Raw genomic sequence first — 24,623 nt, 5'->3', positions numbered from 1 at the left:
CCAGCTTACGAGACGCGCTAGCCGCCGCCGGGGTTGTCCATCTGCTCGAGCCGAGTCTCCTCGAGGTCGATGAGCGCCTGGGCCCGGTTCAGGATGCGGGAGGGGTAGGTCCCCTCGGACTTCGCCTCGAGCAGCGCCTCGCGCTCCGCCTGCAGGACTTCGCGGCGCAGGGCGCGGTACTGCCGCTGCGGCGAGCGGGTCAGTCCCGCCTCCCCCGCCCCGTGGTCGGCGCGCTCCCAGGCCGACTCGGCGGCGAGCAGGGTGTCGTTGCGCACCCGCTCGATCACCTCCTCGTCGATCTTCTCGCCGCCGGGCAGCTCGAAGTCGGGGTTGTCGAGCACCGCGAGCCCCGCCTCCCCGATCTCGTCGAGGAGCGACGCCAGCTCGCGCCGGTCGGCGGTCTTGTCGGTGCCCTGGATGCCCGTGAGCCTGATGAGCCACGGGAGCGTTCCCCCCTGCACCAGCAGGGTCGTGACCGCCACCGTGAAGGCGATGAGGACGAGCTGGGCGCGGTACGGCGTTCCCTCGGGCAGGGACTGTGCAGCGGCGAGGGTCACGACCCCGCGCATCCCGGACCAGCCGAGCACCACGCCGCCGCGCCAGCCCAGCCCCTCGGACGTGAGCTGGGCAACGTCCGCCTTGCGGCGCGCGTGCGACTTCTCGATGCGGGCTTTGCGCCGCTGCACGCGCTCGTTGCCGGCGAGCTCGGGCACCGCGTCGATGCGGCTGCGCATCCGCGACACCACGACGCCCCACCGGCGGGTCTGCCGCTCGTTGAGCGCGTCCTGCCGCCGCAGCAGGAACACCAGCGGCACGAGGAAGGCGAAGCGGATGACGAGCACGAGCAGGGTCATCCCGAGCCCGATGTAGATCGCGGTGTCGGCGCTCAGGTCGAACTTGTGGGTCTCGTCGATGAGAGCGCTGATCTGCACCCCCATGAGGAGGAAGACGCCGTTCTCCAGGACGAACTGGACGGTGCGCCAGTTCAGCCGCTCGGAGATGCGCGCCTGTGCGGAGAACCGTTTAGCGCCGTTGTGGCCGGAGTAGAGGCCGGCGACCACCACCGCGAGCACTCCGCTGGCGTGCACGAACTCGGTGGGCAGGAACGCGAGGAACGGCACGGCGAACGAGATCGCGGTGTCGAGCATCGAGTCCTTGAGCTTCGACCGCACCCATACGGTCACGAACCCGACGACGAGGCCGATCGCGATGGCGACGATGACCGCGAACGCGAAGTCGCCGGCGATGTCCCAGAACGCGACGGTGCCCGCCGTCGCCGCCACCGCGGAGCGCAGCAGCACCAGCGCGGTCGCGTCGTTCACCAGGCTCTCGCCCTCGAGGATCGTCACGAGGCGCGGCGGCAGCCCCAGCTTCTTGCCGAGGGCCGTCGCGGCCACCGCGTCCGTCGGGCTGATGACGGCGCCGATCGCGATGCCCGCAGCCAGGCTGAGCCTCGGGAACAGCAGGTAGAGGATGAAGCCGGTGACGACGGCGGTCACGATCACGAGCGCCACACTCAGGGCGGAGATGCTCGCGATGTTGCGCCGGAAGTCCACCACCGGCACGTTGAGCGCGGCCGAGTAGAGGATGGGCGGCAGGAGCCCGATCAGGATGATCTCGTGCGGCACCTCGACCGGGGCACCGGGGATGAAGCTGAAGCCGAAGCCCACGACGATGAGGATGAGCGGGGCAGCGACGCCGAGCTTCTTGCTGAAGGCCCCCGCCGCGACGATGGTGACCAGTGCCACGACCCCGAGCAGCAGGAGCCTGATGATGTCGGCGCTCTCACCCATTCCGCCAGTTTATGGGCGGACTAGTACCAGCCCTGGTCCTCCGAGTGGGCCCAGGCGCCGCAGGGGGTGTCGTAGCGGCCGCTGATGTAGCTCAGGCCCCACGTTATCTGGGTCGCGGGGTTCGTTGCCCAGTCGGAGCCGACCGCGGCCATCTTCTCGCCGGGGAGGGCCTGCGGGATGCCGTAGGCGCCGCTCGACTCGTTGAACGCGTAGATGTTCCAGTGCGACTCCCGGTCCCACAGGGCCACCAGGCAGTTGTACTCGTCGTCGCCCAGGCCCATCGACTTCAGCATCGAGTAGGCGATCGCCTGCGCGCTGCCCGGATCGGGCACTCCCGCCGCGGGCGCCGCACTGGCGGGCGCCTCGACCACCGGCTCCGAGATCGTGAAGCTGTCGCGCCCGGGCGCGTTGCTGTAGGTGCCGTCGACCGCGAGCGTCTGCCCCTCGCGAATCTGGCCGGGGGCGTACGCGTACGCCGTCGAGGTCGCCATGGGCGGCGCGATGCTCACCGCGAGGAAGGCGAAGGTCACGAAGGTGGCGAACAGCGGGAGCGACCACGGAGCGCGGACATGGCGCCCCGAAACGTCCCCGCCCGCGCTCTTGAGCTGGGCGCGGAGCTCGATTACCCGCGCGCTTGTCCCCACGTCGGTCGATTTTAGCCGACGGGACCGGAAAAGCCTGAGAGGCGGGTCAGCGCACCGCGAGCATGACGTCGATCACGGCGTCGAGAAGGAGGTCGACCTGCGTCTCGTTGTAGCCGCGCTTCACGCTGCGGAACACCACGGTGCGCACCTGGTCGACGCTCATCGGCTTGCCGTGCTGGAAGTAGCCGACGAGTCGGTCGGCGAAGGCGTCGACATCCTTCGGGCTGTAGCCGGTGGTGAGCAGGCCGACCCGCGAGAACCGGTGGCCGGGCTCGCGGGCGAGGCGGTCGAGGATGGACTGCGCTGAGCTGCGGGCCTTCGCGTACCAGGCGGCGTCGCCCACCTCGGCGAACGCGCGCTCCCGCTCGCGCGCGGCGAAGGCGTCCTCCAGGCGCTCGAGCGCGGCATCGACGTGGTTCGTCGAGTAGCCGCCCTTCTGCATGCGGAAGGCCATCGTGCGGATGCTCTCGGCGTTGAGCACGGACAGCTGGCCGGCATCGGCCGTGTACGCGCGGCGCGCCTCCTCGAGGAAGTCCTCGACCTGGTCGACGTCGTAGCCCTGCTTGGACTTGCGGCTCCGGGGGAAAGTTGTGCTCACGCCCCTATTGTGCCCTACGCGAAGATGAGAAACAGCGCATAGGCGACGGCGCCGGAGAGCAGCGCCGAGTCGAGGCGGTCGAGGAATCCGCCGTGGCCGGGCAGGAAGCTCGAGATGTCCTTGATGCCCAAGTCGCGCTTGATGAGCGACTCAGCGAGGTCTCCGGATGTCGCGGTCAGCACCATCGCGAGGGCGAGGATGACCCCCACCCACCACGGCTGCTGCAGCATGAAGATCGCCAGCAGGATTCCGGCGATGAGGGCCGCGGCGACGGAGCCGGCGAACCCCTCCCACGTCTTCTTGGGGCTGATGGTCGGCGCCATGAGGTGCTTGCCGAACGCGAGTCCGCTCGCATAGGCGCCCGTGTCCACCGCCACGACGACGATGAGGAAGGCGAGCGTCCACCACTGGCCGCCGTCCTGCGCGGTGAGGAGCACGGTGAATCCGGCCATGAAGGCCACGTAGATCATGATGAGCGCGCCCGCACCGAGATCGAGCAGGACGTTCTTCGCCGAGGCGCGGGCGCTCGGCCGCACGAGCTCCACGAGCCGCCAGAGGCTGATCACGGCGATGCCGCCGAGGGTCACCCACCAGTGGCCGTCGTCCAGCCAGTAGAACGTCGCCGGCACGACGGCGACGGCGGCGACCACGGTCGGAACGCGCGGGATATCGCGGCCCGCCGACCGCAGTGCCGTCGCGAGCTCGTAGGCGACGAACGCCACGAGGGCGCCCGCGAACACCATGTAGAGCTCTTTGATGATGAGCAGGCTGACGAGCAGCGAGCCGCCCAGGAGCAGGCCGACGCCGATGGCGCGCAGGAGGGGTCGCCCGGTGCGCGCGTTGATCTTGTCGTTCGCCGCGCGCGCCTGGGTCTCGAAGTCTGATGCCATCAGACCTCGAGCAGCTCGGCTTCCTTTTTCTTGAGCGCGTCGTCGATCGCGTCGACGTGCTGCTTGGTCGCGGCGTCGAGGTCCTTCTCGGCGCGGGCGATCTCGTCCTCCCCGACCTCCTTGAGCCCGTCGAGGTCGTCCTTCGCCTTCCGGCGGATGTTCCTGAGCGAGACCCGCGCCTGCTCCGCCTTGTCGCGCACGATCTTCACGAACTCGCGGCGGCGCTCCTCGTTGAGCTCGGGCAGGGTCGCGCGGATGACGTTGCCGTCGTTTCCGACGCTCGCCCCCAGGTTCGCCGCGCCGACGATGGCCTTCTCGATGTCCTTGAGGGCGCTCTTGTCGAACGGGGTGATGAGCAGGGTGCGCGCCTCCTGGTTGACCATCGAGGCCAGCTGGGCGAGGGGCGTCGGCGTCCCGTAATAGTCGACGAGCACCTTCTGGAAGAGCGCGGGGTTCGCGCGGCCGGTGCGCACCGTCCCGAAGTCGTCCTTGGCGGCCTCGACGGCCTTGCCCATCTTCTCTTTGGCTTCGGCCAATACGTCGCTGATCATGTACTGAGTTTAGAGGGCAAGCAGGGCCACACCGGCAAGCACGACCCCCGCGCCCACCAGCCGCTGCACCGGATGCGGCTCGCGGAACAGCAGCCACCCCGCCAGCCCCACGAGCACAACGCTCACCTCGCGGCCCGGCGCGACGATCGACACCGGCGCCAGCTGCATCGCGAACAGGATCGCGATATAGGAGACGGGCGAGAGGATGCCGACGACCAGGGCGTCGCGCCAGTGCCTGCCCGCGACCTCCCGGAGCCGCTGGGGCCGCGCGAGCGCGAGGGGAGCCAGCAGCACCGCCTGCCCGACAGTGCTCCCCAGGCTCAGTACCACCGGGGCCACGGCGAGGGCCGTGACCGCGTGCGCGTCCCAGAGCGTGTACGCCGCGATCATGCAGCCCGTGAGCAGGCCGTAGGCCACGCCGGGCCCGGCCGCGCGCATCCCGTGCAGACCGCCCGCGAAGCCGATCACCATGACGCCCGCGATGACGATCGCGGCGCCGATGACGGCGTGCAGGCCCGGCCGCTCCCCCAGGAACAGGATCGCGACAACCACCGTGATGAGCGGCCCGCTGCCGCGGGCGAGAGGGTAGACCACGGAGACGTCGCCGGCCCGGTACCCGCGCTGCAGCAGCAGGAAGTACGCGATGTGCAGCACGGCGCTCACCGAGCCCGCGAGGAGCACGAGGTTCCAGTCCACCTCGTTGTGGAGGACGAGGGCGAACGGCAGCACGAACACGGATGCGACGACCGCCTGCAGCCACACGAACGTGGGGCCGCCCGCGCCGGTGCGCTTGATCCAGAGGTTCCACGAGGCGTGGGTGACCGCCCCCACCGCGATGAGGGCGAGGACCGCCGGCGTCACTTGCTGACGAGGGTGCCGATACGGTCGCCGCGGATCGCCTTGGTGAGATTGCCGGCGGGCTCCATGCCGAACACCACCATGGGCATCCCGTTGTCCATGCACAGGCTGAAGGCCGTCGAGTCGACGACCTTGAGGCCCTGCACGAGCGCCTCCTGGTAGGTGATCTCGTCGATCCGCTTCGCGTCGGGGTTGTGGCGCGGGTCGGAGTCGTAGACGCCGTCGACGCCGTTCTTCGCCACGAGGACTACCTGCGCGTCGATCTCGAGCGCCCGCTGCGCCGCCACGGTGTCGGTGGAGAAGTACGGCAGGCCGGCGCCGGCGCCGAAGATGACGACGCGCCCCTTCTCGAGGTGGCGCTCCGCGCGGCGCGGGATGTACGGCTCGGCGACCTGCGTCATCGAGATCGCGGACTGCACCCGCGTCGCCGCCCCCGCCTGCTCGAGGAAGTCCTGCAGGGCGAGCGCGTTCATGACGGTGCCCAACATGCCCATGTAGTCGGCGCGGCCGCGGTCCATGCCGCGCTGGCTGAGCTCGGCGCCGCGGAAGAAGTTGCCGCCGCCGACCACGATCGCGATCTCGACCTCCGCGGAGGCCGCGGCGATCTCCTTCGCGAGGCTCGAGACGACGTCGGGGTTCACGCCCAGGGATCCCCCGCCGAACGCCTCCCCCGAAAGCTTCAGGAGAACCCGTCTCTTGCGTTCCGTCATGGGTGCTCCCTCTCGCGCGCGTACTCGTTACAGGCTACCGGGCCGCGGGTCGGGCGCCGAACGCGCGGGGGGCAGTACCGTCGCGTGCCGCCGCCCGGTCGCGTCCCGTCCCGCCGCATGCGCCCTTTCCGCCCGGTCGCGTCCCGTCCGTCCCGTCCCGTCCGTCCCGTCCCGTCCGTCCCGTCCCGCCCCGCCCCGTTCCGTGCCGTCCCGCCGCCCCGTCCCGTGCCGTCCCGTCCCGCCGCCCCGTCCCGTGCCGTCCCGTCCCGCCCGTCCCGTCCCGTTCCGCCGCCCCGCCCGTCCCGTCCCGTCCCGCCGCCCCGTCCCGTGCCGTCCCGTCCCGCCGCCCCGTCCCGCGCCGTCCCGTCCCGCCGCCCCGTTCCGCCCCGTCCCGCCGCCCCGTCCCGCCGCCCCGCCCCGCCCCGCCCGTCTCGCCCGTTCCGTTCCGGAGGACGGCACGCCGTCCGCGGCGGTCTTACGAGCTGTGCTGCGGCGCGCCGTCCTCCCCACGAGACCCCGAGACCCCGAGACCCCGAGACCACCAGCCCCGAGACCCCGAGACCCCGAGACCACCAGACCACCAGACCACAAGCACCGAACGCGCGGCCGTGACCGGCGTCCGGGCATGCAAAAGGGCCCGGGATGCGGCATCCCGGGCCCTTCGTACTGTGCTGCTTAGGCGCCGACCTTGAAGCGGGCGAAGCCGGTCACGTTCAGCTTGGCGTCGGCGACGACCTTGCTGATGGTGAGCTTGTTGTCGCGGGCGTAGTCCTGCTCGAGCAGGGCGACCTGCTTGAAGAAGGCGCCGACGCGGCCCTCGACGATCTTCGGGAGGGCGGCCTCGGGCTTGCCCTCGCCACGGCTGATCTCCTCGACGATGCGGCGCTCGTTCTCGACCTCGGATGCCGGGACGTCCTCCTTCGAGAGGTACTGCGGGTCGGCGAACGAGATGTGCTGCGCGATGCTGCGAGCGGTCTCGACGTCATCACCCTCGTACGCGAGAACAACGCCGACCTGCGGAGGCAGGTCCTTGTTGGTGCGGTGCAGGTAGATGGAGAACTTGTCACCAGCGATGCGGACGATACGGCGGAGCTCGACCTTCTCGCCGAGGATCGCGGCCTCGTCGTCGATCAGCGCGGCGACGGTCTTGCCGTCGACGGCGACCGCGAGGGCTGCATCCAGGGTCTCAGCGCCCGAGTCGGCGAGCGCGGCGAGCACCGTGTTGCCGAGCGCGACGAACTTGTCGCTCTTGGCGACGAAGTCGGTCTCGCAGGCGAGCTCGATCATCGTGGTGGCGGTAGCGCTCTCGACGGCGGCGATGAGGCCCTCGCTCGTGGAGCGGTCGGCACGCTTCGCGTTGCCCTTCGCGCCCTTGAGGCGAAGGATCTCGACGGCCTTCTCGAAGTCGCCCTCTGCCTCGACCAGTGCGTTCTTGGTGTCGACCATGCCGGTGCCGAGGCGCTCGCGCAGGGCCTTGATGTCAGCGAGACTGACGTCTGCCATTTTGAGTGTTCCTAACTGGTTGCGCGAGAGTTACTTCGCGGCGGGCTTCTTGGGGGCAGCCTTGGCTGCGGGCTTCTTCTCGGCGTCGGTGGCCTCGGCTTCGAGCTTCGCCTCGGCGGCCTCGTCGGACTCGACGTGGTGCTCGGGGACGATGGTCTCGTCGGCGGCGGCCTCGTGCTCGGCGACGACGGCGTCTGCGTCGTTCTCCTCGACGGGGACCTCGGCGGCGATGACCTCGGCGACAGCCGCGGCATCCGGAGTACCGCTCACGGCGCCGTCAACGGCCTCGATCTTCTCGGCCTCGGTCTGCGGGGTCTCGGAGGCCGCGAGCAGCTCCGCCTCCCACGCGGCCAGCGGCTCGACCTCGGCGCCGTCCTCGGGCTTCTGGTGGCGCTGGATGAGGCCCTCGGCCGCAGCGTCCGCGATGATGCGGGTCAGCAGGCCGACGGAGCGGATGGCGTCGTCGTTCCCGGGGATCGGGTACTGGACGTCGTCCGGGTCGCAGTTGGTGTCGAGGATCGCGATGACCGGGATGCCCAGCTTGTGCGCCTCGTCGATCGCGAGGTGCTCCTTCTTGGTGTCGACGATCCACACGGCCGACGGGGTCTTCGTGAGGTTGCGGATACCGCCCAGGCTCTTCTGGAGCTTGATCAGCTCGCGCTTCTGGATGAGGAGCTCCTTCTTCGTGTAGCCGCTCTTCGCGGTGTCGTCGAAGTCGACCTCCTCGAGCTCCTTCATGCGCGCGAGTCGCTTGGAGACCGTCTGGAAGTTGGTGAGGAGGCCGCCGAGCCAGCGCTGGTTGACGTACGGCTGGCCGACGCGCTGCGCCTGCTCCGCGATCGAGCCCTGGGCCTGCTTCTTGGTGCCGACGAAGAGGATGGTGCCGCCGTGGGCAACCGTCTCCTTGACGTAGTCGTAGGTCGCGTCGATGTGCTTGAGCGACTGCTGCAGGTCGATGATGTGGCTGCCCGAGCGCTCGGTCAGGATGAATCGCTTCATCTTCGGGTTCCACCGACGGGTCTGGTGTCCGAAGTGAACGCCGCTGTCGAGCAGCTGGCGGATGGTGACGACGGCCATGGCCGTGCTCCTTAACTGGCATGGCTCAGCCATGCCTACTCAGTTGATATCGAGGCCGGTCGGTCTCGAACCTGGTGCCCGGGCACACATCCGCACTCTTTCGAGAGACTGGTGGTTGTGTGCGTCGCCTAGATCGGCAGAGGGCACGCGTAGTCACCCGGATTACTCCGAGTGCTTCGGAAATGATAGCACTGCTCCCCCTCCACGGCGTAGCTGCGGAGTTCCCCACCGGTTCGCCGCGGCATCCCGTCGCCCTGTGCCCTGTCGACAATCATGGCGGGATGCCCCACGCCCTCGCCCTCGCACTGCTCGTCGCCCTCGCGCCGCCGTGGGGGTGGCCTGTCGACCCGCCCCACGCCATCGTGCGCCCGTACATCGCACCGGAGACTCCGTACTCCGCCGGCCACCGCGGCGTCGACCTCGCCGCACCCGGCGGCACGGTCCGCGCCCCCGCCGACGGGGTTGTGCACTACTCCGGCAGGGTGGTGGACCGTCCCGTGCTGTCGATCGCGCATCCCGGCGGCGTGCTCACGAGCTACGAGCCTGTCGAGTCAGTGCTCGCGGCGGGCGACCGCGTGGTGCGCGGGCAGGTGCTGGGGGTGGTCGTTGCGGGTCACTGCGCCGATGCGTGCCTGCACTTCGGCGTGCGCGTGCACGGGAACTACGTATCGCCGCTGAACTGGATCGGCGGTCTTGAGCCTGCCGTGCTCCTGCCCGCGCGTGCAAGCGCCCGCCCACGGTCGAGGGCCACGGATCATCTCTACCCTCGAAGACCCGTGGGCGAGCGCTCGCCCCTCCACCTGCGAAGGGCGGTGCCACGCGGTTAAGCGCGTAACAGCATGTTATTCGACAAACCAGCTATCGTGGCCGGCGCCGGACTGCGCGGATCGCGCAGCACGCGTCAGCTCAGGCAGCTCGCGCAGCTCGCGCGGCTCACGCACCCGACCGCGCAGCTCACGCAGCTCACGCGCGAGGGTGGGCCAGACGGTAGCTCTCTTTGAGGCGCTCCGCGGAGACGTGGGTGTACAGCTGAGTGGTGCCGAGCGACGCGTGGCCGAGCATCTCCTGGACGGCGCGGAGGTCTGCTCCCCCGTCGAGGAGGTGGGTCGCCGCGGTGTGCCGGAACGTGTGCGGCCCCGCCGGGCCCGAGCCCGGCACGCCGGCGAGCAGGCCGGACACCAGCTCGTACACCGCGCGGCTGGTCAGCCGGCTGCCCCGAGCGCCGACGAAGAGCGGGGATGCCGAGGCCCCCTCCTTCGCGAGCGCCGGCCGGCCCCGGTCCAGCCAGGCGACGACAGCCTCGCGCGCCGGGACGCCGAACGGCACTACCCGCTCCTTGGCGCCCTTCCCGAGGACCCGCACCGTGAGGCGGCCCAGGTCGACATCGCCGATCGCGAGCCCGGTCAGCTCGCTCACGCGCAGCGCCGAGGCGTAGAGGAGCTCGACGATCGCGAGGTCGCGGAGCGCGACGGGGTCGCCGGTGTCCGCGCGCGCGGCAACCTTGGCGAGAATCACCTCCATCGAGTCACGGGAGAGCACACGGGGCAGGTGGTGGTCGGATTTGGGCGCCTTCAGGCGAGCCGCGGCATCCCTCGGAGTTGCCTTCGTCCGCGCCAACCACGCACTGAAGCTGCGGGCGGACGCCGCCCGGCGCGCGAGGGTCGACTTCGCGAGGCCGTCCTGGGACGACCGCCAGAGCCAGTCGCGCAGCAGTTCGAGATCGAGGTCGTCGGGGTCGGAAGCACCTCGGGCGGCCGCGAACTCGACGAGCTGGGCGAGGTCCGAGCGGTAGGAGCGCACGGTGTGCTCGCTGAACCCGCGATCAGCGGCGAGGTACGACGCGAAGTCGTCGACGGTGCGCTGGAGGTCCACGGGACAATCGTCGTCCACCCACTGCCCTCCGGGACGCAGGGCGGTGGCGTTTCTCAGTTCGAGCTCTCGACCTCGGCCGCGTTGAACGACGAGTTCTTCGCCGACAGCACCTCGATGCGCCGCTCGGGGGTCATGGCCTCGATCTGCGCCCACGCCGCGGCGGGCTGGCCGGTGACCTCCGGGACGTCCCCGACCGGGATGATCGAGTGGACCAGCTGCTCCTCGTAGACGTGCACCACGTTGACGGACTGGCCGAAGTCCACACCCGAGAGCAGGCGGTCCTCCGCGGTCAGGTCGAGCGTGTAGCAGGTGGCCGAGGCGACCGAGACGGGGATGCCGGCGAAGGTGCTGTGCGTGGAGTAGTGCAGGTGGCCCGCGAGGATGCCGCGCACATCGGTTCCGCGGAGCACCGCCGCCAGCCGGGGCTGGTCGTTCAGCTCGAGGATCCCCATCGCCTCCAGCAGCGGGGTCGGGATCGGCGGGTGGTGGAGGGCCAGGATCGTGCCGTGAGGAGCCGGGCTCAAGAGCACATCGGCGAGCCAGTCGAGCTGGTCGTCCGTGATCTCCCCGTGGTGGTAGCCCGGAACTGTGCTGTCGAACGAGATGATGCGCAGGCCGTCGATGTCGTAGACGCGGTCCTGCGGCGCGTCCGACTCCTCGTCGAACAGGAGGCGCGAGTAGTCGGGGCGCTCGTCGTGGTTGCCCATCACCCAGATGACCTGGGCGTTCATCCGCGCTGCGGCCGGCTCGACGATCTCGCGGAGGCGCACATACGCGTCAGGCTCGCCGAGGTCTGCGAGATCGCCGGTGAACACGATGGCCTGGGGCTTGGCGGTCGACCGCTCCAGCTGGGCCAGCGCCTGCCCGAGGTGCTCGATCGTGTTGACCTTGCCGTACAGGGGGCGCCCGCCTGCGAGCAGGTGCGTGTCGCTGATGTGGGCGATGACGTGGGAGGCGGCGGGGTACTGGCCGAGTTGGATCACGGACCAAGACTATTCGCCCGCGGTGAACGGCATGTGGATAGATCCGAATCCCTCAGAACCATACTTGTATGGTCATACTCCAGTGAGGGCGATGGTCGCCCGCGAAAGGAACAACAATGAACGTGCTGGCCGGCATTACGGCACTCGCTCTCGTTGCCTCGGGCGCTGTGCTCAGCGCGCCGACAGACGACCCCGGCGGTGTCCTCGACTCGCCCGTCGTGAGCGGGATCATCGACGACGCTGCCGCGGGGGTCGAGCAGGCCGACGCTGTCGTGGCCGACGCGGGAGGCTCGACCGTGACCCTCCCGATCGACTCCGGCGAGCCGGTCACTCTCGCGACCGAGGAGGGCCCGGCGCTCTCGATCTCCCTTCCGCAGTCGTCGACGGGCAACTCCGAGGCGGCTGCCGAGAACGGGGCGGTGGTGCACGACCTCAACGACGGCACCGTCATCCTCCCCATCGCGAAGGACGACGGGTCGGTTCAGATCCTCTCCGTGATCGACGGGCCGGATGCCCCGCACACCTTCTCGTACGTCCTCGACGCGTCCGGCGGCGTCGCTCTCGAGCAGCAGCCCGACGGCGGCGCGCGCGTCCTCAGCGCCGACGGTGACGAGCTGGCATCGATCGCCGCGCCCTGGGCCGTGGATGCCTCCGGCACCGCGGTGCCCACGTCGTACACGATCGACGGCGCGACACTCACGCAGCACGTAGACGCGGCGGAGGGCGCGAGCTACCCGATCGTCGCCGACCCCGCGGTGACCCAGACGCGCTACGAGTACAAGTACGTCAACGTCTCCAAGACCTCGAACTTCACCAACAAGGCCCGCCAGCTCGGCATCTGCAAGGTGACCAGCGGCGGAGCCGGAACGAAGTGCTCCATCTCGAACTCCTACAGCGTGGACACGACCGTCGACCTCTCCTTCGGGCTGAGCAGGGCGGCCGTCAGCGCCGGCATCAAGATCAGCGCCACCCAGTCGGCGTCCGGCACCGTGTCGTGCACGTCTCCGCCTCTTCCCGCCGGGGCCTCCTACAAGGCCTGGGCGGTCGGAACCCGCACCACGTACCAGATCCAGAAGTGGAAGATCGTGAAGGCGGGCGGTCGCACGATCACCTCCCTCGAGGGCACCTCGGGCAGCCTGACCGCGTTCAGCCCTGTCGTCGGGTTCGCCTGTGGCCAGTAGCGCGATTCCGGATGACGACGTCGCTCCCCTGACGGCGGGACCGCACTCGCGGCGCTCCTACATCGCCCTGTGGATCGTTGACCTCGTGTTGCTCGCGGTCGGTACCGTCCTCACCGCACTCCAGAATGTCTACGTCACCGAGTCGGCACCCGATGCCAACGGGGTGTACCCGACCGTCGCCGTCTTCGTCGGCGGCTGGGGTGCCGGTCTGCTCGGGGCCGGAGTGGCGACCCTGATCGTCCTGCTGTTCCTGAACGCCTTCACGGGCGGACCTCTGTTCATCCGTGAACGGGTCGAGGCCGAAGGGGACCGGCCGCACTGAGCGGACCCGGGCGGAACGGGGTGACTCATCGAGCACCCCGTTTCGTCCAGCCCCGGTCCACTTCCCGCACGAGGCCGTCGAGCGCGAGGCGCCCGAGCTCGGACTTCGTCTCCGCTACCGAGAGGCCGGACCGAGCGGCAAGGTCGTCCGGGGTCCTCGGAGCGCGCGTGCTCATCGCGTCGAGCAGCCGGGTGCTGCGGCGCGGAGTGGAGCGCGTCTCCTCTGCCTCGGGCTCCCCCGCCAGCTCCGCCATCTCGGCGGCCGTCGTCACGAGAACGGCATCCCCCTCCCGCACCAGCCGGTGGCAGCCCGCAGAGGCGGCGCTCGTGACCGGACCGGGCACCGCTCCCACCGGTATGCCCGCATCCGCCGCGTGATGCGCCGTGTTGAGCGCGCCGGAGCGCCAGCCGGCCTCGACGACCACGGTGGCGAGGCTCGACGCCGCGATCAGGCGGTTTCGTTGCAGGAACCTCCACCTGGTCGGCGCCGAGCCGCAGGGAAGCTCCGAGGCGACGAGGCCGTGCTCCACGATCCGGGTGAGGAGTGCGTCGTGCCCGCTCGGGTAAAAGCGGTCAACGCCGCCCGCCAGGAAGGCGATCGTGTTTCCATGGCTAGCGAGAGCAGCCCGGTGGGCCATGCCGTCGATGCCGTAGGCGGCACCCGAGACTATGGCGAAACCGCGGTCAGCCAGCGCCGCGGACGCCTCCATCGTCACGTGCTCGCCGTAGCCCGTCGCGGCACGAGCGCCCACGAGTGCGATGGACCGCGAGAGGGCCGCAAACGCCTCCTCGCGGCCGCGCGTCCACAGCGCGAGCGGCGCGTGCCGGTGCAGCCCCGCGAACCCGGCCGGCCACGCGGGGTCCCCCGGAACCCGGAGTCGCACTCCGTACCTCGCCGCCTGCCGGAACCACTGCAGCATCATGGGCGGCTGGAGCCGCGGCATCCAGCGATCCAGCCCCAGTTGCACGTCGGCCGCCTTCAGCTCCGGCCCCTCAAGTTCGCTCGCTGGTCGCCGTTCCATCACCGCAGCGAGCGCTCGGGCAGCGCCCAGCTGCGCCACGAGCAGGCCCGCAACCCCATCGCCCGGCTCGACCAGCCCCGACCAGACCGCGTGGGCGAACCGGGTCTCGATCTGCTCGCGGCCGAGCCCGCCCGGCGACACGGCGCGCACGAGCTGCGCCACCTCCGCCTCCGTGAAGCCGAACATGGTCATGATGAGATAGCCCTCCTCAGGTACAGCGCCTGCCCTACGTGGTCCGCGTCCGGTCGCGCCGCCCCCGCCAGATCGGCAATGGTCCAGGCGACCCGCAGCACTCTGTCGTAGCCGCGCATCGTGATGCCGCCACGTTCGAGAGCGCGGTCGAGGGATGCCGTCACCGAGGCGCCGAGGCGCACACCGGGGCCGCGCAGCCATGTCCCGGGAACCTGCGAGTTGACCGCCCAGGGAGTGCCCGCCAATCTCTCCCCCGCAGCGGACCGTGCGGCCGCCACCCGTGCCCGGGCATCGGCACTCGTCATCCGCGCCGACTCACCGGACATCCGCAATTGGGCGGCCGTGATCCGCTGCACCCTGAACTGGATGTCGATGCGGTCGAGCAGCGGACCGGAGAGGCGGCCGATGTAGCGCCGCCGCGAGTGGGGCGGACAGGTGCACTCCGAGTCGCGCGCGCCATACTGGCCGCACGGGCACGGGTTCGCGGCCATGACGAGTTGGAACCGGCCCGGGAAGTGCGCAACGGCGTTCGCCCGATGGATGGTGATCACGCCCGACTCGAGGGGCTGGCGGAGTGCGTCGAGCACTGAGCTGGGGAACTCCGGCGCCTCGTCGAGGAACAGCACCCCGTGAGAGGCGCGCGCGGCGGCCCCCGGCCGGATCTGGCCGCTGCCGCCGCCGACGAGTGAGGCGGCGGTTGCCGTGTGGTGCGGCGCCTCGAACGGCGGCCGCGAGGAGAGGGATGCGCCCACGGGCATCCCGGCCAAGGATCTCAACGAGCTGACCTCAAGAGCGGCGTCCGCGTCGAGGTCGGGGAGCAGGCCCGGCAGTCGGGCGGCGAGCATCGTCTTGCCCGCGCCGGGCGGCCCGAGCAGGAACACGTGGTGACCGCCCGCAGCAGCGACGAGCATGGCCTCGACCGCGTCGTCGCTGCCGACGATGTCGGCGAGGTCGGGCTCGTGGTCGTCGTCAGGCGAAGGCGCCGTCCGGAGGATCGGCTCGACAGCCTCCGGTTCGAACTGGCCGCCGTGCCAGATCACCGCGTCGCGGAGTGAGGCGACGGAGATGATCCGCACGCCCGGCACCAGGGCAGCCTCGTCCGCGTTCCCGACCGGGACCATGACGGTCTCGAAGCCCGCGCGCGAGGCGGCTAGAACGGCCGGCAGGATGCCGTCGATCGGTCGCAGCCGCCCGTCGAGCCCGAGCTCACCGAGGTGGAGGACGCGCCCGATCGAGTCCGTGTCGACCGTCCCGGCGGCGGCGAGCGCCGCGAGGGCGATAGCGAGGTCGAATCCCGAGCCCTGCTTGGGCAGGGCGGCCGGCGACAGGTTGACCGTGATCTTGCGCGCGGGAAGGCCGCAGCCGGAGTTGGTGGCCGCGGAACGGACGCGGTCCTTCGCCTCGCCCAGAGCTGCATCGGGCAGGCCGATCAGCACGAACGCGGGCAGACCGTTCGAGAGATCGGCCTCGATCTCGACCACAGCCCCGCGCAGGCCCAGCAAGGAAACCGACCACGTGCGCCCGATGCCCATCAGAGCACCCGCTCGAGGTGCTCGACCGCGATCTCGCCGACGCGTGGGGCGATGACCGCGACGGCATCGATCCGGATGCGCCCGTGCTCCTCCGGGTGGGCGAGGCACCACGCCCCCGCCAGCCGCTTCAGCCGGGCGAGCTTGCGCGGTGTGATCGCCTCGAGCGGATGCCCGTAGTCGACGCTCGACCGCGTCTTGACCTCCACGAACACCAGCTCGTCGCCGTCACGGGCGACGATGTCGATCTCGCCGTGGACACAGCGCCAGTTGCGCTCGACGATCGTGTGGCCCGAGCGCACGAGGTGCCGCGCCGCGATCGCCTCGCCCCTGCGCCCGAGAGCGTCTTTTGCTGCCATGGGTCAAGCGTCGGGCGGTGGCGCGGTCGCGGCGCGCACCCGGACCCCATCCGTGGTGGAGAGCCGGCGGTCTGTCAGTGGGGAGGAGCCGCGATGATGCCCCGGATGGCGGCGATCGACCGCGATGTCGTCTCGTGCGGGCGCACGCCGAGCCGTTCCTCTGTGAGGAGGCAGAGAGATCCGCCCGATCGGCGGACAGGCCGAGGGCCGTGACGACGCGGGTTCGGAAGTCGGCCTCGGAATGTCCTACAAACTGTGAACGACGCAGGGTGCCGGGCGAGGCACCCGCGAGGCTCTCCCACCGCGAGATCGACCGCCTCGAGAACTCCCGCTACTCGTCGAGCGCGAGCTCCTTGGGCAGCTCCAGCTCTTTGGCTGACAGCTCCTCCACATTGACGTCCTTGAACGTCAGCACGCGCACCGACTTGACGAAGCGGTCGGAGCGGTAGACATCCCACACCCAGACATCGTTCATCGTCAGCTCGAAGTAGAAGTCGTGCTCCGTGTCCTGGCGGACCAGGTCGACCTCGTTCGCCAGGTAGAACCGGCGCTCAGTCTCGACCACGTAGCGGAACTGGCTCACGACGTCCCGGTACTCCCGGTACAGCGCAAGCTCGACCTCCCGGTCGTAGTCTTCGAACTCGTCTTCATCCATGCTCAGGCCAGTCTAAGCCTGAAGCACCGGACGTTCATGAAGCCAGGTCTGCCTGTGCAGCTCCGACGGCCCCAGGCTGTCGATCGCGGCGTAGTGCTCGGTCGAGCCGTAGCCCTTGTTGCCACTCCAGCCGTACCCGGGGAACGCGGCATCCGCGTCGATCATCAACCGGTCGCGGTGGACCTTGGCGATGACGGATGCCGCGGCCACCGACGCGCAGTCGCGGTCCGCCTTGACGCGGGTGCGCACGCGCGGGGGCTTCGCGAGGCCGGGGGTGAGCCAGTCGTGGGAGCCGTCCAGCAGGATGACGCTGTCGTGGATCGCGAGCCCCGCCTCGTGCAGCTCGGTGAGAGCGCGCCGTCCCGCGAGGGCGAGCGAGGCAATGATCCCGATGGCGTCCACCTCGAGCGCCGATGCGAGGCCCACGGCGGAGAAGTGCGACCACTTCCGCGCGAGCGGCGCCAGCTCCTCGCGGCGCTTCTCGCTGAGCATCTTCGAGTCGCGCAGGCCTGCGGGATGCCTCCCGATGCCGACGCCGACGACGGAGAGCCCGACGGCCACCGGGCCGGCGATTGCACCACGGCCGACCTCGTCGCACCCGATCACGAACTGGATGCCCTCGCGGTGCATGGACCGCTCAAGGCGCAGGGTCGGATCCGCGACGGTCATTTGCTCTCGGCGGCGTCCACGTCGTGGAACGTCACAGGGTAGTTGTCGAGCCACGTCCAGCGGTCGATGGGCCAGCTGATCAGGAGCGCGCGGCCCACCACGTTGTCGATCGGGACGAAGCCGCCGGTGGGGTCGTCCCGGTGGTACGCGGAATCCGCCGAGTTGTAGCGGTTGTCGCCCATCACCCAGAGCTTGCCCGCGGGCACCGTGACCTCGAAGTCGTCACGGGTGGCCTTCGTGATGTCCGGTGGGAGGTTGATGTACGGCTCCTCGAGCGGGACGCCGTTGACGGTGAGCTGGCCGAAGTCGTTGCAGCACACAACTGTGTCACCGGGCAGGCCGATGACCCGCTTGATGAGGTGGTCGTTGCTGTCGGGCGCGCTGAGCCCGACGAACGCGAGCACGGCATCCACGGCTCCGACGAACCAGTTCACGGGCTGGTCGACCTGCGGCGTGAGCCAGCCCCCGGGGTCGCGGAAGACGACGACATCGCCGTGCTCGATCGGCATGAGCTTCGGCTCGAGCTGGTTCACGATGATGCGGTCGTCGATGTGGAGCGTCTCCTCCATCGACGACGAGGGAATGTAGAACGACCTGATCAGGAACGTCTTGATGAGGAACGAGATCAGCAGTGCCGCGAGGAAGATCAGCACGATATCGCGGAGGAAGATCTTCCAGCCGCGCTTCTGCTTCGACTTCGGTGCACGGACGGGCTTGTTGCCTGCGTCCGCGTCGTACTCCGTGCGATATGTCACTTAAACCCCTGAGCTCCCAGCAAGCATAAGCGGGCTGGGAGCTCAGGAAAGTCGAAACGCGGAGGCCGCGAAACCGAACTAGGAGAAGTCGCGCTTCTCCTTGATCTTGGCCTTCTTACCGCGCAGGTTGCGCAGGTAGTAGAGCTTCGCGCGGCGCACGTCACCGCGGGTGACGAGCTCGATGTGGTCGATGATCGGGGAGTGCACGGGGAACGTGCGCTCGACGCCGACCTGGAAGCTCACCTTGCGCACCGTGAAGGTCTCGCGGACGCCCTCGCCGGAGCGGCCGATGACGACGCCCTGGAACACCTGGATACGCGAGCGCGTGCCTTCGACGATGTTCACGTGCACCTTGACGTTGTCGCCGGCGCGGAAGTCGGGGATGTTGTCCTTGAGGGATGCTGCATCGACGCTGTCGAGGATGTGCATGAGTTTTCGCTCTCTGCGCCCGCCACAGGTCGAACGCGTATTCAATGATGAAAGAATGGAGTGTCGCGCCCGAGTACTGAACCGGTTCCCCTGTGGCAGAGCCGTCAAGCAGGCACGAACGGCAATTCTCGCACAGAACCACCACGGGTTGCCACTCAGCAGGCTCAGAGGTGCGCCGAGCTATCTTCTGGGTGCGCCCACCATTGAAAGTTGAGCAGTACACCATGAACGACACAACCGACTTCGTGCCGGCAACCGTCCGCACCGAGCCGGTGCAGCAGCGCTCCGCGGAGCGCATCACGAGCCTTCTCGACGCAGCGGCGGACCTGATCGACCAGAACGGCATCGACGGCCTCACCACGAGCGACGTTGCCACGCGCTCAGGCTCCTCGGTGGGCGTGGTCTACCGCTACTTCCCCAACATCCAGTCGCTTCTGCGCGCACTCGCCTCCCGCAACATGGAGAGGTTCACGAACGACATCTTCGGGGCTCTGTCGGAGCAGCCAGAGGGCTGGATGGACGCGATGAACGCCGCCATCGACGGCTACGTCCACCTGCTGCGCACCGAGCCGGGCTTCCGCGCTCTCGGCTTCGGCGACGTCATCGACAAGCGCTTCATCCAGCCCGACCAGTCGAACAACTCCGTGCTCTCGAAGCAGTTCATGGACCTGTTCACCCGCAAGTACGGGCTCGTGCCCTCCGCCGAGCTCTCTCTCGACCTCGAGATCATCGTCGAGATCGCGGATGCCCTCCTGCACCGCGCCTTCCTCTACGAGCGCCAGGGCGACGAGCGCTTCATCGAGAAACTGCGCACCATCGTGTTCGAGTACATGGGCAAGCACGAGGCCCTCGCCTCATGATCGAGCTGCGCACCCCCGCCGAGATCGACCGGATGCACGCCGCCGGCACGTTCGTCGCGGGCGTGCTCGAGGCGACCGCCGCGGCATCCGCCGTCGGCACGAACCTGCTCGAGATCGACCGCCTCGCGCACGACATGATCCGCAAGGCGGGCGCCGAGAGCTGCTACATCGACTACCACCCGTCGTTCGGCGCCTCCCCGTTCGGCAAAGTGATCTGCACGTCGGTGAACGACGCAGCACTGCACGGCCTCCCGCACGACTACCGCCTGCGCGACGGCGACCTGCTCACCCTCGACTTCGCGGCCTCCGTGGACGGCTGGGTCGCGGACTCCGCCATCAGCTTCGTGGTCGGCACTCCACGGGAGGAAGACCTGCTGCTCATCGACACGACCTCCCGCGCGCTCGATGCCGGTATTGCCGCCGCGGTCGTGGGCAACCGCATCGGCGACATCTCGGCGGCGATCGGCGAGGTCGCCCACGCAGCTGGATACAGCGTCAACACCGACTTCGGCGGCCACGGCGTGGGCCGCACCATGCACGGCGACCCGCACATCCCCAACGACGGCCGTCCCGGGCGCGGACTCCCGCTGCGCGCCGGCCTGGTCTTCGCGATCGAGCCGTGGTTCATGATCGGCACCGACCGCATCTACACGGACAAGGACGGCTGGACGCTCCGCAGCGCCGACGGCTCGCGCGCGGCTCATTTTGAGCACACCGTCGCGGTGACGGAAGACGGCCCGCTCGTTCTGAGCGCGCGCAAGGGTAGTTGAGCAGGGGCTTCGACACGACCGCGGGCGGCCTCCTCGGCCCGCCTAGGACAGCAGGTCGGGGCGGCGCAGGCGCGTGCGCTCGAGCTGCTGCTCGCGGCGCCACGCGGCGATCGCGCCGTGGTTGCCGCTGAGCAGCACCGGCGGCACCTCGAGCCCGCGCCACTCGGCGGGCTTGGTGTAGCTCGGGTACTCGAGAAGCCCGCCCTCGTGACTCTCCTCGTCGAGGCTCGCGGCGTTGCCGATAACCCCGGGCACGAGGCGTCCGACGGCCTCGATCATCGCCATCACGGCGACCTCTCCCCCGTTGAGCACGTAGTCTCCCAGGCTGATCTCGCGGACCCGGGCGACGGATGCCGCGTGGTCGATGACCCGCTGGTCGATGCCCTCGTAGCGGCCGCAGCCGAAGACGAGGTGCGGCTCGAGCGCGAGCTCCCGCGCGGTCGCCTGGGTGAACCGCTCCCCCGCCGGTGACGGGAACACGACTACCGACTCGGGCGTGACGACGGAGTCGAGCGCCTCGCCCCACGGCTCCGGGCGCATGACCATGCCCGCACCGCCGCCGTAGGGGGTGTCATCCACGGTGCGGTGCCGGTCACGGGTGAAGTCGCGCAGGTCGTGCACTGCGACGTCGATGATGCCCGCCTGCCGTGCCTTGCCGAGCAGGGAGACATCGAGCACGCCGAAGAACTCAGGGAAGATCGTGACGATGTCGATGCGCACCTGACCAGCGTACGGGCGAGTGCCCCGCCCCGCGCACGCGCCGCCCCGCGCACGCCCCGCCGCCCGCACGCCCCGCCCGCGCACGCCCCCGTCGCGTGCGGCGGAGGACGGCGCGCCGCCGGACTGCGGCCGTCCCCGGCAGGGCCGGCGTGTCATCCTCCGCAACGAGAGCTCAGGGAACTACCGCACAGAGTGGGGCTCAACGCCCACGGCCGGCACATCCCGCAGGGACCATTCTGCCCATGACAGATCCACTACTCACCGCGCGCCGCCTGGGTGGCGCCGCGCGCACCGCAGCACTCACCTCAGCCGGCGCCACCCCCGGCGACATCAGCTCGGCTCTGCGCCGCGGCACCCTGGTCCGGCTGAGAAAGGGCTGGGTGGCGCTGCCGGATGCACCGGGCGAGGTCATTCGCGCCGTGGAGATGGGCGGCCGGGTGGCCTGCATCTCCGCCGCGCGGCTCCACCGGCTCTGGACGCCCAGGGAGGACGAACGGCTGCACGTTGCGGTCCCGCGGCACGCCGGCCGCGCGGGCGAGCATCCGCCGGACGCCGTTCGGCACTGGCAGTCGGACTCGTGGGCGCGGCATCCGTTCGTCGTTGAGCCGGTGGTCGACCTCGTGCGGCAGATGCTGCTCTGCTGCGAGCGGGAGGACGCGCTGGCCGTGATCGACTCGGCACTCAACACCGGGACGCTGTCGAAAGCTGCACTGTCGAGGCTGGTGCGCACCCTTCCGCCGCGGTTCCAGACTGTGCCTGACGAGGCAGATTCTCGCAGCGAGTCAGGGCTCGAGACCTTCTGCCGTGTTCGCTTCGTGCCCATGGGACTGCCCGTGCGAACCCAGGTGCGCATTCCCGGCGTCGGGAACGTGGACATGGTGATCGGAGACCGGATCGTCGTCGAAGCCGACGGGAAGGAATGGCACGAAGGAGCGGACGCCTTCATCAGGGACCGGTCGCGGGACCTCGCGCTCGTGCGCTTGGGCTACGTCGTCATCCGCGTCGGGTACCCACATGTCGTCCACGAGTGGGAGCTCGTCGAGCTGGCCGTGCGGGGACTTGTCGCGCGCGGTGAGCACCGATGGAGCGCGGCGCACCGCCGGGCGGGGCTGGCGCGCTGAACGCCGTCCGTTCGGGAGGACGGCGCGCCGGAAAACCCGCGCCGTGCGGCACGACTACGGCGTGCCGTCCTCCGCAGCGGGAGGGGCGGGGGCGGGAGGAGCAGGCGCGGCGGGGGCAGCGGCGGCGGGCTCGTCGTCCTCCGCGACCTCTTCGAAGAGGCCCAGCGGCGGGGTGACCGTCATCGTGCCGGCCGAGATGTCGACGGATGCCACGATCGCCTTCACGAACGGAACCAGAACGTCGCCCGTGCTCGTCGCGACCGTCAGCAGGTCCTGCGCCGGGAAGTGGTCGATCTGCGAGACGGTGCCGACCTCGGCGCCGTCGCGGAGCACGCGCAGGCCGACGAGCTGGTGGTCGAACCAGGCGTCCTCCTCATCGGACTCCTGGTCGAAGTCCTGGTCGATCCAGAGGATCGCCTTGATGAGGGTCTCCGCCGCGGTCCGGTCGTTGACGTCCTTGAAGAACGCGACCGGCTGGGCGTTGTAGAACTTCAGCTCGAGGAGCTCGAGCTTCTTGCCGTGCCACTCCGAGCTCGTCGGAACCTGCAGCGAGAACGTCGCGCCCGGGATGAACCGCTTCTCGGGTGCGTCGGTATAGAGCTCGACCTTGATCGCGCCCTTGAGTCCGTGCGCCTTGGTCAGCCGTCCCACGCGCAGCTGCGTGTGGGCGGGCTGAGGAGCCTTTGGCCCGGCCAAGGTCTAGTAGTCGGTGTCGACCACGTCGACGCGCACCTTGCGGCCGTCGGCGAGGGCCGAGACCAGAGTGCGGAGCGCCTTCGCGGTGCGACCCGCGCGACCGATCACGCGGCCGAGGTCCTCGGGGTGCACGCGCACCTCGAGGACATCGCCGCGCTGGGAGTTCTTTGCCACGACCTGAACCTGGTCAGGGTGATCGACGATCCCCTTGACCAGGTGCTCGAGTGCAGGAGCGAGCAAGACTAGGCCTTGTCGGTGTCGGCAGCGGCGTCGTCAGCAGCTGCGTCGTCGCCGACCGGCGCCTCAGCGGCAGCCTCGGCGTCGGGGGCTTCGGCGGCAGCGCCGTCCGAGACGACGTCCTCGGCGACGGGCGCCTCGTCAACGGGCGCCTCGGCCGGAGCCTCGTCGACCTTCGCGACGGGCTTCTCCGTCTTGGGCTTGAGGACCGGCTTCTTCTTCTCGTCAGCCTGGAACTCGACCTTGGCTTCCTTGGTCTTCACCGTGCTCTTGGCGTTCTTGTCGCCCTTGAAGATGCCCCAGTCGCCCGTGAGCTTGAGGAGGGCCTCGACCTGCGGGCTCGGCTGGGCGCCGACGCCGAGCCAGTACTGCGCGCGCTCGGAGTTGATCTCGATGAACGAGGGCTCCTCCGTCGGGTGGTACTTGCCGATCTCCTCGATCGAGCGGCCGTCGCGCTTGGCGCGAGCGTCAGCAACGACGATGCGGTAGAAGGGTGCACGGATCTTGCCCATGCGCTTGAGACGAATCTTGACAGCCACAATTCTCCTGAATTCAATGTTTTGGTGGCGAACCGCTAGCCGTGAGCGTGGGGGCACACTCGGCACAAAAGCTCTGGTGGATTCCGTCGCGGCAGATTAGAGGGTCGGCGCGAACGGACTCGACTGGCTATTCTGCCATGTTTCTAGGCAGACAGAGAATCGGTTTCGGCGGGCTGGGCAATCCGGGGGCGCCGGCGGGAGAGCGCGACGCCCACGAGGCACACCGCGCCGCCCACGACGGCCAGTACCGCGGGCACCTCCTGGAACACGAGAACGCCCATGATGATCGCCAGCGGCGGCACGATGTAGGTGGAGACCCCGAGCTGTCCGGCGGGCATGCGCGAGAGCGCGTAGGCCCAGGTGCTGAACGCGAGCGCGGTCGGGACGGCACCCAGATAGAGCATGCCCAGGATGCCCTGCGCCGGTGCATCCCGCAGCCCTGTCGCCAACTCGCCGGCGAACGGGAGGCACACCACCATGCCGATGGCACAGCCGAGCCAGGTGACCTGCGCGTTGGGCAGCCGCTTGAGCGCGGGCTTCTGCAGCAGCACGCCGGCCGCGTAGGTCACGGCGGCGACAAGTGCGAGTACGACACCGACGCCGTTGCCGAAGCCCGTGGTGCCCGTGCCGAAGCCGATGAGGACGACGCCCAGGAACGCGACGCCCGCGCCGATCGCGAGCCACTTCGGGATGCCCTCGCGCAGGAACACGCCGGCGCCCAGGGCGATGAGGATGGGGCCGATGTTCACGATCATCGCCGTGGTGCCCGCATCGAGCGTCTGCTCCGCGGTGTTGAGCGCCACGTTGTAGGCGCCGAACCACAGCGCGCCGAAGCCGATGATCTGCAGCCACTCCCGGCGGTTCGGCGCAACCCACTTGCGGCCGAGGAGCACGACGATGCCCAGCAGGGCGGTGCCGACGACGAGGCGGCCGAGCGCGAGCGCGCCGCCCGTGAAGTACTGGCCGGTGCCCCGGATCACGATGAAGGCGCTCGCCCACGCGACGATCGTGACCCCGATGGCGATGAAGACGAGCGGGGTGGGCGCGAGAGCGCTGGGGGCAGTTCGGTTCTGGGTCACGTGCCCACGC

Annotated in this window: 29 protein-coding genes; 6 read left to right on the top strand and 23 right to left on the bottom strand. The window is 69.7% G+C overall.

Annotated elements, in window-relative coordinates:
• Positions 1–17: 17 nt before the first annotated feature.
• From AC1RTC_RS00780 to rpsB, 9 genes are all read right to left on the bottom strand, one after another.
• Positions 18–1,793: a cation:proton antiporter gene (locus tag AC1RTC_RS00780; RefSeq protein WP_493153547.1), complete on the bottom strand. Its 1,776-nt coding sequence runs from the start codon at positions 1,791–1,793 to the stop codon at positions 18–20.
• A 20-nt stretch (positions 1,794–1,813) separates the two neighbouring features.
• On the bottom strand, positions 1,814–2,437 hold the full coding sequence (locus AC1RTC_RS00775) for an aggregation-promoting factor C-terminal-like domain-containing protein (RefSeq protein ID WP_493153546.1): 624 nt from the start codon (positions 2,435–2,437) through the stop codon (positions 1,814–1,816).
• 46 nt (positions 2,438–2,483) lie between these two features.
• Positions 2,484–3,035 (bottom strand): DivIVA domain-containing protein, encoded by a 552-nt coding sequence (locus tag AC1RTC_RS00770; RefSeq protein WP_493153545.1) that lies wholly within the window; start codon positions 3,033–3,035, stop codon positions 2,484–2,486.
• 14 nt (positions 3,036–3,049) lie between these two features.
• Positions 3,050–3,925 carry a phosphatidate cytidylyltransferase gene (locus AC1RTC_RS00765; protein WP_493153544.1) on the bottom strand — a complete coding sequence of 292 codons (876 nt, stop codon included), beginning with the start codon at positions 3,923–3,925 and terminating at the stop codon, positions 3,050–3,052.
• Entirely contained in the window at positions 3,925–4,476 is a 552-nt protein-coding gene (frr, locus tag AC1RTC_RS00760; RefSeq protein ID WP_493153543.1) for a ribosome recycling factor, read from the bottom strand. The genes AC1RTC_RS00765 and frr overlap by 1 nt, the downstream gene beginning before the upstream one ends.
• 9 nt (positions 4,477–4,485) lie before the next feature.
• Entirely contained in the window at positions 4,486–5,337 is an 852-nt protein-coding gene (locus AC1RTC_RS00755; RefSeq protein WP_493153542.1) for an EamA family transporter, read from the bottom strand.
• On the bottom strand, positions 5,334–6,044 hold the full coding sequence (gene pyrH, locus AC1RTC_RS00750; protein WP_493153541.1) for a UMP kinase: 711 nt from the start codon (positions 6,042–6,044) through the stop codon (positions 5,334–5,336). The genes AC1RTC_RS00755 and pyrH overlap by 4 nt, the downstream gene beginning before the upstream one ends.
• Positions 6,045–6,719: 675 nt before the next feature.
• Positions 6,720–7,547, bottom strand: coding sequence for a translation elongation factor Ts (gene tsf / locus AC1RTC_RS00745; protein ID WP_493153540.1), 828 nt, complete (start codon positions 7,545–7,547; stop codon positions 6,720–6,722).
• A gap of 30 nt (positions 7,548–7,577) precedes the next feature.
• The gene (rpsB, locus tag AC1RTC_RS00740) at positions 7,578–8,624 is read right to left on the bottom strand and encodes a 30S ribosomal protein S2 (protein ID WP_493153539.1); all 1,047 of its coding nucleotides are present in this window, start codon (positions 8,622–8,624) and stop codon (positions 7,578–7,580) included.
• Between the two features lie 182 nt (positions 8,625–8,806).
• Between rpsB and AC1RTC_RS00735 the strand changes: the two genes are divergently transcribed.
• On the top strand, positions 8,807–9,451 hold the full coding sequence (locus tag AC1RTC_RS00735; RefSeq protein WP_493153538.1) for a M23 family metallopeptidase: 645 nt from the start codon (positions 8,807–8,809) through the stop codon (positions 9,449–9,451).
• 136 nt (positions 9,452–9,587) lie between these two features.
• Here the strand turns inward: AC1RTC_RS00735 and AC1RTC_RS00730 are convergent, their stop codons facing one another.
• A complete protein-coding gene (locus AC1RTC_RS00730; RefSeq protein ID WP_493153537.1) occupies positions 9,588–10,496 on the bottom strand; it encodes a tyrosine-type recombinase/integrase in 909 nt (302 codons plus the stop codon).
• Between the two features lie 53 nt (positions 10,497–10,549).
• Positions 10,550–11,479 carry a phosphodiesterase gene (locus AC1RTC_RS00725; RefSeq protein WP_493153536.1) on the bottom strand — a complete coding sequence of 310 codons (930 nt, stop codon included), beginning with the start codon at positions 11,477–11,479 and terminating at the stop codon, positions 10,550–10,552.
• Positions 11,480–11,595: 116 nt separating this feature from the next.
• Between AC1RTC_RS00725 and AC1RTC_RS00720 the strand changes: the two genes are divergently transcribed.
• Complete coding sequence (locus AC1RTC_RS00720; RefSeq protein ID WP_493153535.1) at positions 11,596–12,660, top strand: hypothetical protein; 1,065 nt, start codon at positions 11,596–11,598, stop codon at positions 12,658–12,660.
• Positions 12,650–12,982, top strand: coding sequence for a hypothetical protein (locus AC1RTC_RS00715; protein WP_493153534.1), 333 nt, complete (start codon positions 12,650–12,652; stop codon positions 12,980–12,982). Before AC1RTC_RS00720 ends, AC1RTC_RS00715 begins: the two co-directional genes overlap by 11 nt.
• Positions 12,983–13,007: 25 nt before the next feature.
• Here AC1RTC_RS00715 and dprA read toward each other — a convergent pair whose 3' ends face one another.
• The 7 genes from dprA to rplS form a co-directional block, all read right to left on the bottom strand.
• The gene (dprA, locus tag AC1RTC_RS00710; protein WP_493153533.1) at positions 13,008–14,195 is read right to left on the bottom strand and encodes a DNA-processing protein DprA; all 1,188 of its coding nucleotides are present in this window, start codon (positions 14,193–14,195) and stop codon (positions 13,008–13,010) included.
• A complete protein-coding gene (locus tag AC1RTC_RS00705) occupies positions 14,192–15,727 on the bottom strand; it encodes a YifB family Mg chelatase-like AAA ATPase (protein ID WP_493153532.1) in 1,536 nt (511 codons plus the stop codon). The genes dprA and AC1RTC_RS00705 overlap by 4 nt, the downstream gene beginning before the upstream one ends.
• Complete coding sequence (locus tag AC1RTC_RS00700; protein WP_493153531.1) at positions 15,727–16,083, bottom strand: YraN family protein; 357 nt, start codon at positions 16,081–16,083, stop codon at positions 15,727–15,729. Before AC1RTC_RS00700 ends, AC1RTC_RS00705 begins: the two co-directional genes overlap by 1 nt.
• A 331-nt stretch (positions 16,084–16,414) precedes the next feature.
• Positions 16,415–16,738 carry a DUF2469 family protein gene (locus tag AC1RTC_RS00695; protein ID WP_493153530.1) on the bottom strand — a complete coding sequence of 108 codons (324 nt, stop codon included), beginning with the start codon at positions 16,736–16,738 and terminating at the stop codon, positions 16,415–16,417.
• Between the two features lie 12 nt (positions 16,739–16,750).
• Positions 16,751–17,407, bottom strand: a complete 657-nt coding sequence (rnhB, locus tag AC1RTC_RS00690) for a ribonuclease HII (protein WP_493153529.1) — start codon at positions 17,405–17,407, stop codon at positions 16,751–16,753.
• Complete coding sequence (gene lepB, locus AC1RTC_RS00685; RefSeq protein ID WP_493153528.1) at positions 17,404–18,162, bottom strand: signal peptidase I; 759 nt, start codon at positions 18,160–18,162, stop codon at positions 17,404–17,406. Before lepB ends, rnhB begins: the two co-directional genes overlap by 4 nt.
• 78 nt (positions 18,163–18,240) lie before the next feature.
• Positions 18,241–18,591 (bottom strand): 50S ribosomal protein L19, encoded by a 351-nt coding sequence (rplS, locus tag AC1RTC_RS00680; RefSeq protein ID WP_493153527.1) that lies wholly within the window; start codon positions 18,589–18,591, stop codon positions 18,241–18,243.
• Between the two features lie 224 nt (positions 18,592–18,815).
• Here rplS and AC1RTC_RS00675 point away from each other — a divergent pair, with 224 nt between their 5' ends.
• On the top strand, positions 18,816–19,451 hold the full coding sequence (locus tag AC1RTC_RS00675) for a TetR/AcrR family transcriptional regulator (RefSeq protein ID WP_493153526.1): 636 nt from the start codon (positions 18,816–18,818) through the stop codon (positions 19,449–19,451).
• Positions 19,448–20,221 carry a type I methionyl aminopeptidase gene (gene map / locus AC1RTC_RS00670; protein WP_493153525.1) on the top strand — a complete coding sequence of 258 codons (774 nt, stop codon included), beginning with the start codon at positions 19,448–19,450 and terminating at the stop codon, positions 20,219–20,221. The genes AC1RTC_RS00675 and map overlap by 4 nt, the downstream gene beginning before the upstream one ends.
• Before the next feature lie 42 nt (positions 20,222–20,263).
• Here the strand turns inward: map and trmD are convergent, their stop codons facing one another.
• Positions 20,264–20,941 carry a tRNA (guanosine(37)-N1)-methyltransferase TrmD gene (trmD, locus tag AC1RTC_RS00665; RefSeq protein ID WP_493153524.1) on the bottom strand — a complete coding sequence of 226 codons (678 nt, stop codon included), beginning with the start codon at positions 20,939–20,941 and terminating at the stop codon, positions 20,264–20,266.
• A 242-nt stretch (positions 20,942–21,183) separates the two neighbouring features.
• On the opposite strand from trmD, the gene AC1RTC_RS00660 reads away from it, so the two are divergent.
• Positions 21,184–22,062, top strand: a complete 879-nt coding sequence (locus AC1RTC_RS00660) for a hypothetical protein (protein WP_493153523.1) — start codon at positions 21,184–21,186, stop codon at positions 22,060–22,062.
• A gap of 54 nt (positions 22,063–22,116) precedes the next feature.
• Here the strand turns inward: AC1RTC_RS00660 and rimM are convergent, their stop codons facing one another.
• The 4 genes from rimM to AC1RTC_RS00640 all read right to left on the bottom strand — a co-directional run bounded on the left by rimM (position 22,117) and on the right by AC1RTC_RS00640 (position 24,613).
• Positions 22,117–22,758, bottom strand: a complete 642-nt coding sequence (gene rimM, locus AC1RTC_RS00655; protein ID WP_493153522.1) for a ribosome maturation factor RimM — start codon at positions 22,756–22,758, stop codon at positions 22,117–22,119.
• Between the two features lie 3 nt (positions 22,759–22,761).
• The gene (locus AC1RTC_RS00650) at positions 22,762–22,998 is read right to left on the bottom strand and encodes an RNA-binding protein (protein WP_493153521.1); all 237 of its coding nucleotides are present in this window, start codon (positions 22,996–22,998) and stop codon (positions 22,762–22,764) included.
• A gap of 2 nt (positions 22,999–23,000) precedes the next feature.
• A complete protein-coding gene (gene rpsP / locus AC1RTC_RS00645; protein ID WP_493153520.1) occupies positions 23,001–23,534 on the bottom strand; it encodes a 30S ribosomal protein S16 in 534 nt (177 codons plus the stop codon).
• 143 nt (positions 23,535–23,677) lie between these two features.
• Positions 23,678–24,613 carry a DMT family transporter gene (locus AC1RTC_RS00640; RefSeq protein ID WP_493153519.1) on the bottom strand — a complete coding sequence of 312 codons (936 nt, stop codon included), beginning with the start codon at positions 24,611–24,613 and terminating at the stop codon, positions 23,678–23,680.
• Between the last annotated feature and the right edge of the window lie 10 nt (positions 24,614–24,623).

The organism is Rhodoglobus sp. GW821-FHT12B09, assembly GCF_058809925.1.
Note: the sequence above shows the minus strand (reverse complement) of the source record. Positions and strands in the feature narration are given on the sequence as shown.

Coding starts and splice junctions, on each gene's coding strand:
- AC1RTC_RS00780 (WP_493153547.1), bottom strand. CDS start 1,793: ATGGGTGAGAGCGCCGACATCATCAGGCTCCTGCTGCTCGGGGTCGTG.
- AC1RTC_RS00765 (WP_493153544.1), bottom strand. CDS start 3,925: ATGGCATCAGACTTCGAGACCCAGGCGCGCGCGGCGAACGACAAGATC.
- frr (WP_493153543.1), bottom strand. CDS start 4,476: ATGATCAGCGACGTATTGGCCGAAGCCAAAGAGAAGATGGGCAAGGCC.
- pyrH (WP_493153541.1), bottom strand. CDS start 6,044: ATGACGGAACGCAAGAGACGGGTTCTCCTGAAGCTTTCGGGGGAGGCG.
- tsf (WP_493153540.1), bottom strand. CDS start 7,547: ATGGCAGACGTCAGTCTCGCTGACATCAAGGCCCTGCGCGAGCGCCTC.
- rpsB (WP_493153539.1), bottom strand. CDS start 8,624: ATGGCCGTCGTCACCATCCGCCAGCTGCTCGACAGCGGCGTTCACTTC.
- AC1RTC_RS00735 (WP_493153538.1), top strand. CDS start 8,807: ATGATAGCACTGCTCCCCCTCCACGGCGTAGCTGCGGAGTTCCCCACC.
- AC1RTC_RS00720 (WP_493153535.1), top strand. CDS start 11,596: ATGAACGTGCTGGCCGGCATTACGGCACTCGCTCTCGTTGCCTCGGGC.
- dprA (WP_493153533.1), bottom strand. CDS start 14,195: ATGACCATGTTCGGCTTCACGGAGGCGGAGGTGGCGCAGCTCGTGCGC.
- AC1RTC_RS00705 (WP_493153532.1), bottom strand. CDS start 15,727: ATGGGCATCGGGCGCACGTGGTCGGTTTCCTTGCTGGGCCTGCGCGGG.
- AC1RTC_RS00700 (WP_493153531.1), bottom strand. CDS start 16,083: ATGGCAGCAAAAGACGCTCTCGGGCGCAGGGGCGAGGCGATCGCGGCG.
- AC1RTC_RS00695 (WP_493153530.1), bottom strand. CDS start 16,738: ATGGATGAAGACGAGTTCGAAGACTACGACCGGGAGGTCGAGCTTGCG.
- rnhB (WP_493153529.1), bottom strand. CDS start 17,407: ATGACCGTCGCGGATCCGACCCTGCGCCTTGAGCGGTCCATGCACCGC.
- rplS (WP_493153527.1), bottom strand. CDS start 18,591: ATGCACATCCTCGACAGCGTCGATGCAGCATCCCTCAAGGACAACATC.
- AC1RTC_RS00675 (WP_493153526.1), top strand. CDS start 18,816: ATGAACGACACAACCGACTTCGTGCCGGCAACCGTCCGCACCGAGCCG.
- map (WP_493153525.1), top strand. CDS start 19,448: ATGATCGAGCTGCGCACCCCCGCCGAGATCGACCGGATGCACGCCGCC.
- AC1RTC_RS00660 (WP_493153523.1), top strand. CDS start 21,184: ATGACAGATCCACTACTCACCGCGCGCCGCCTGGGTGGCGCCGCGCGC.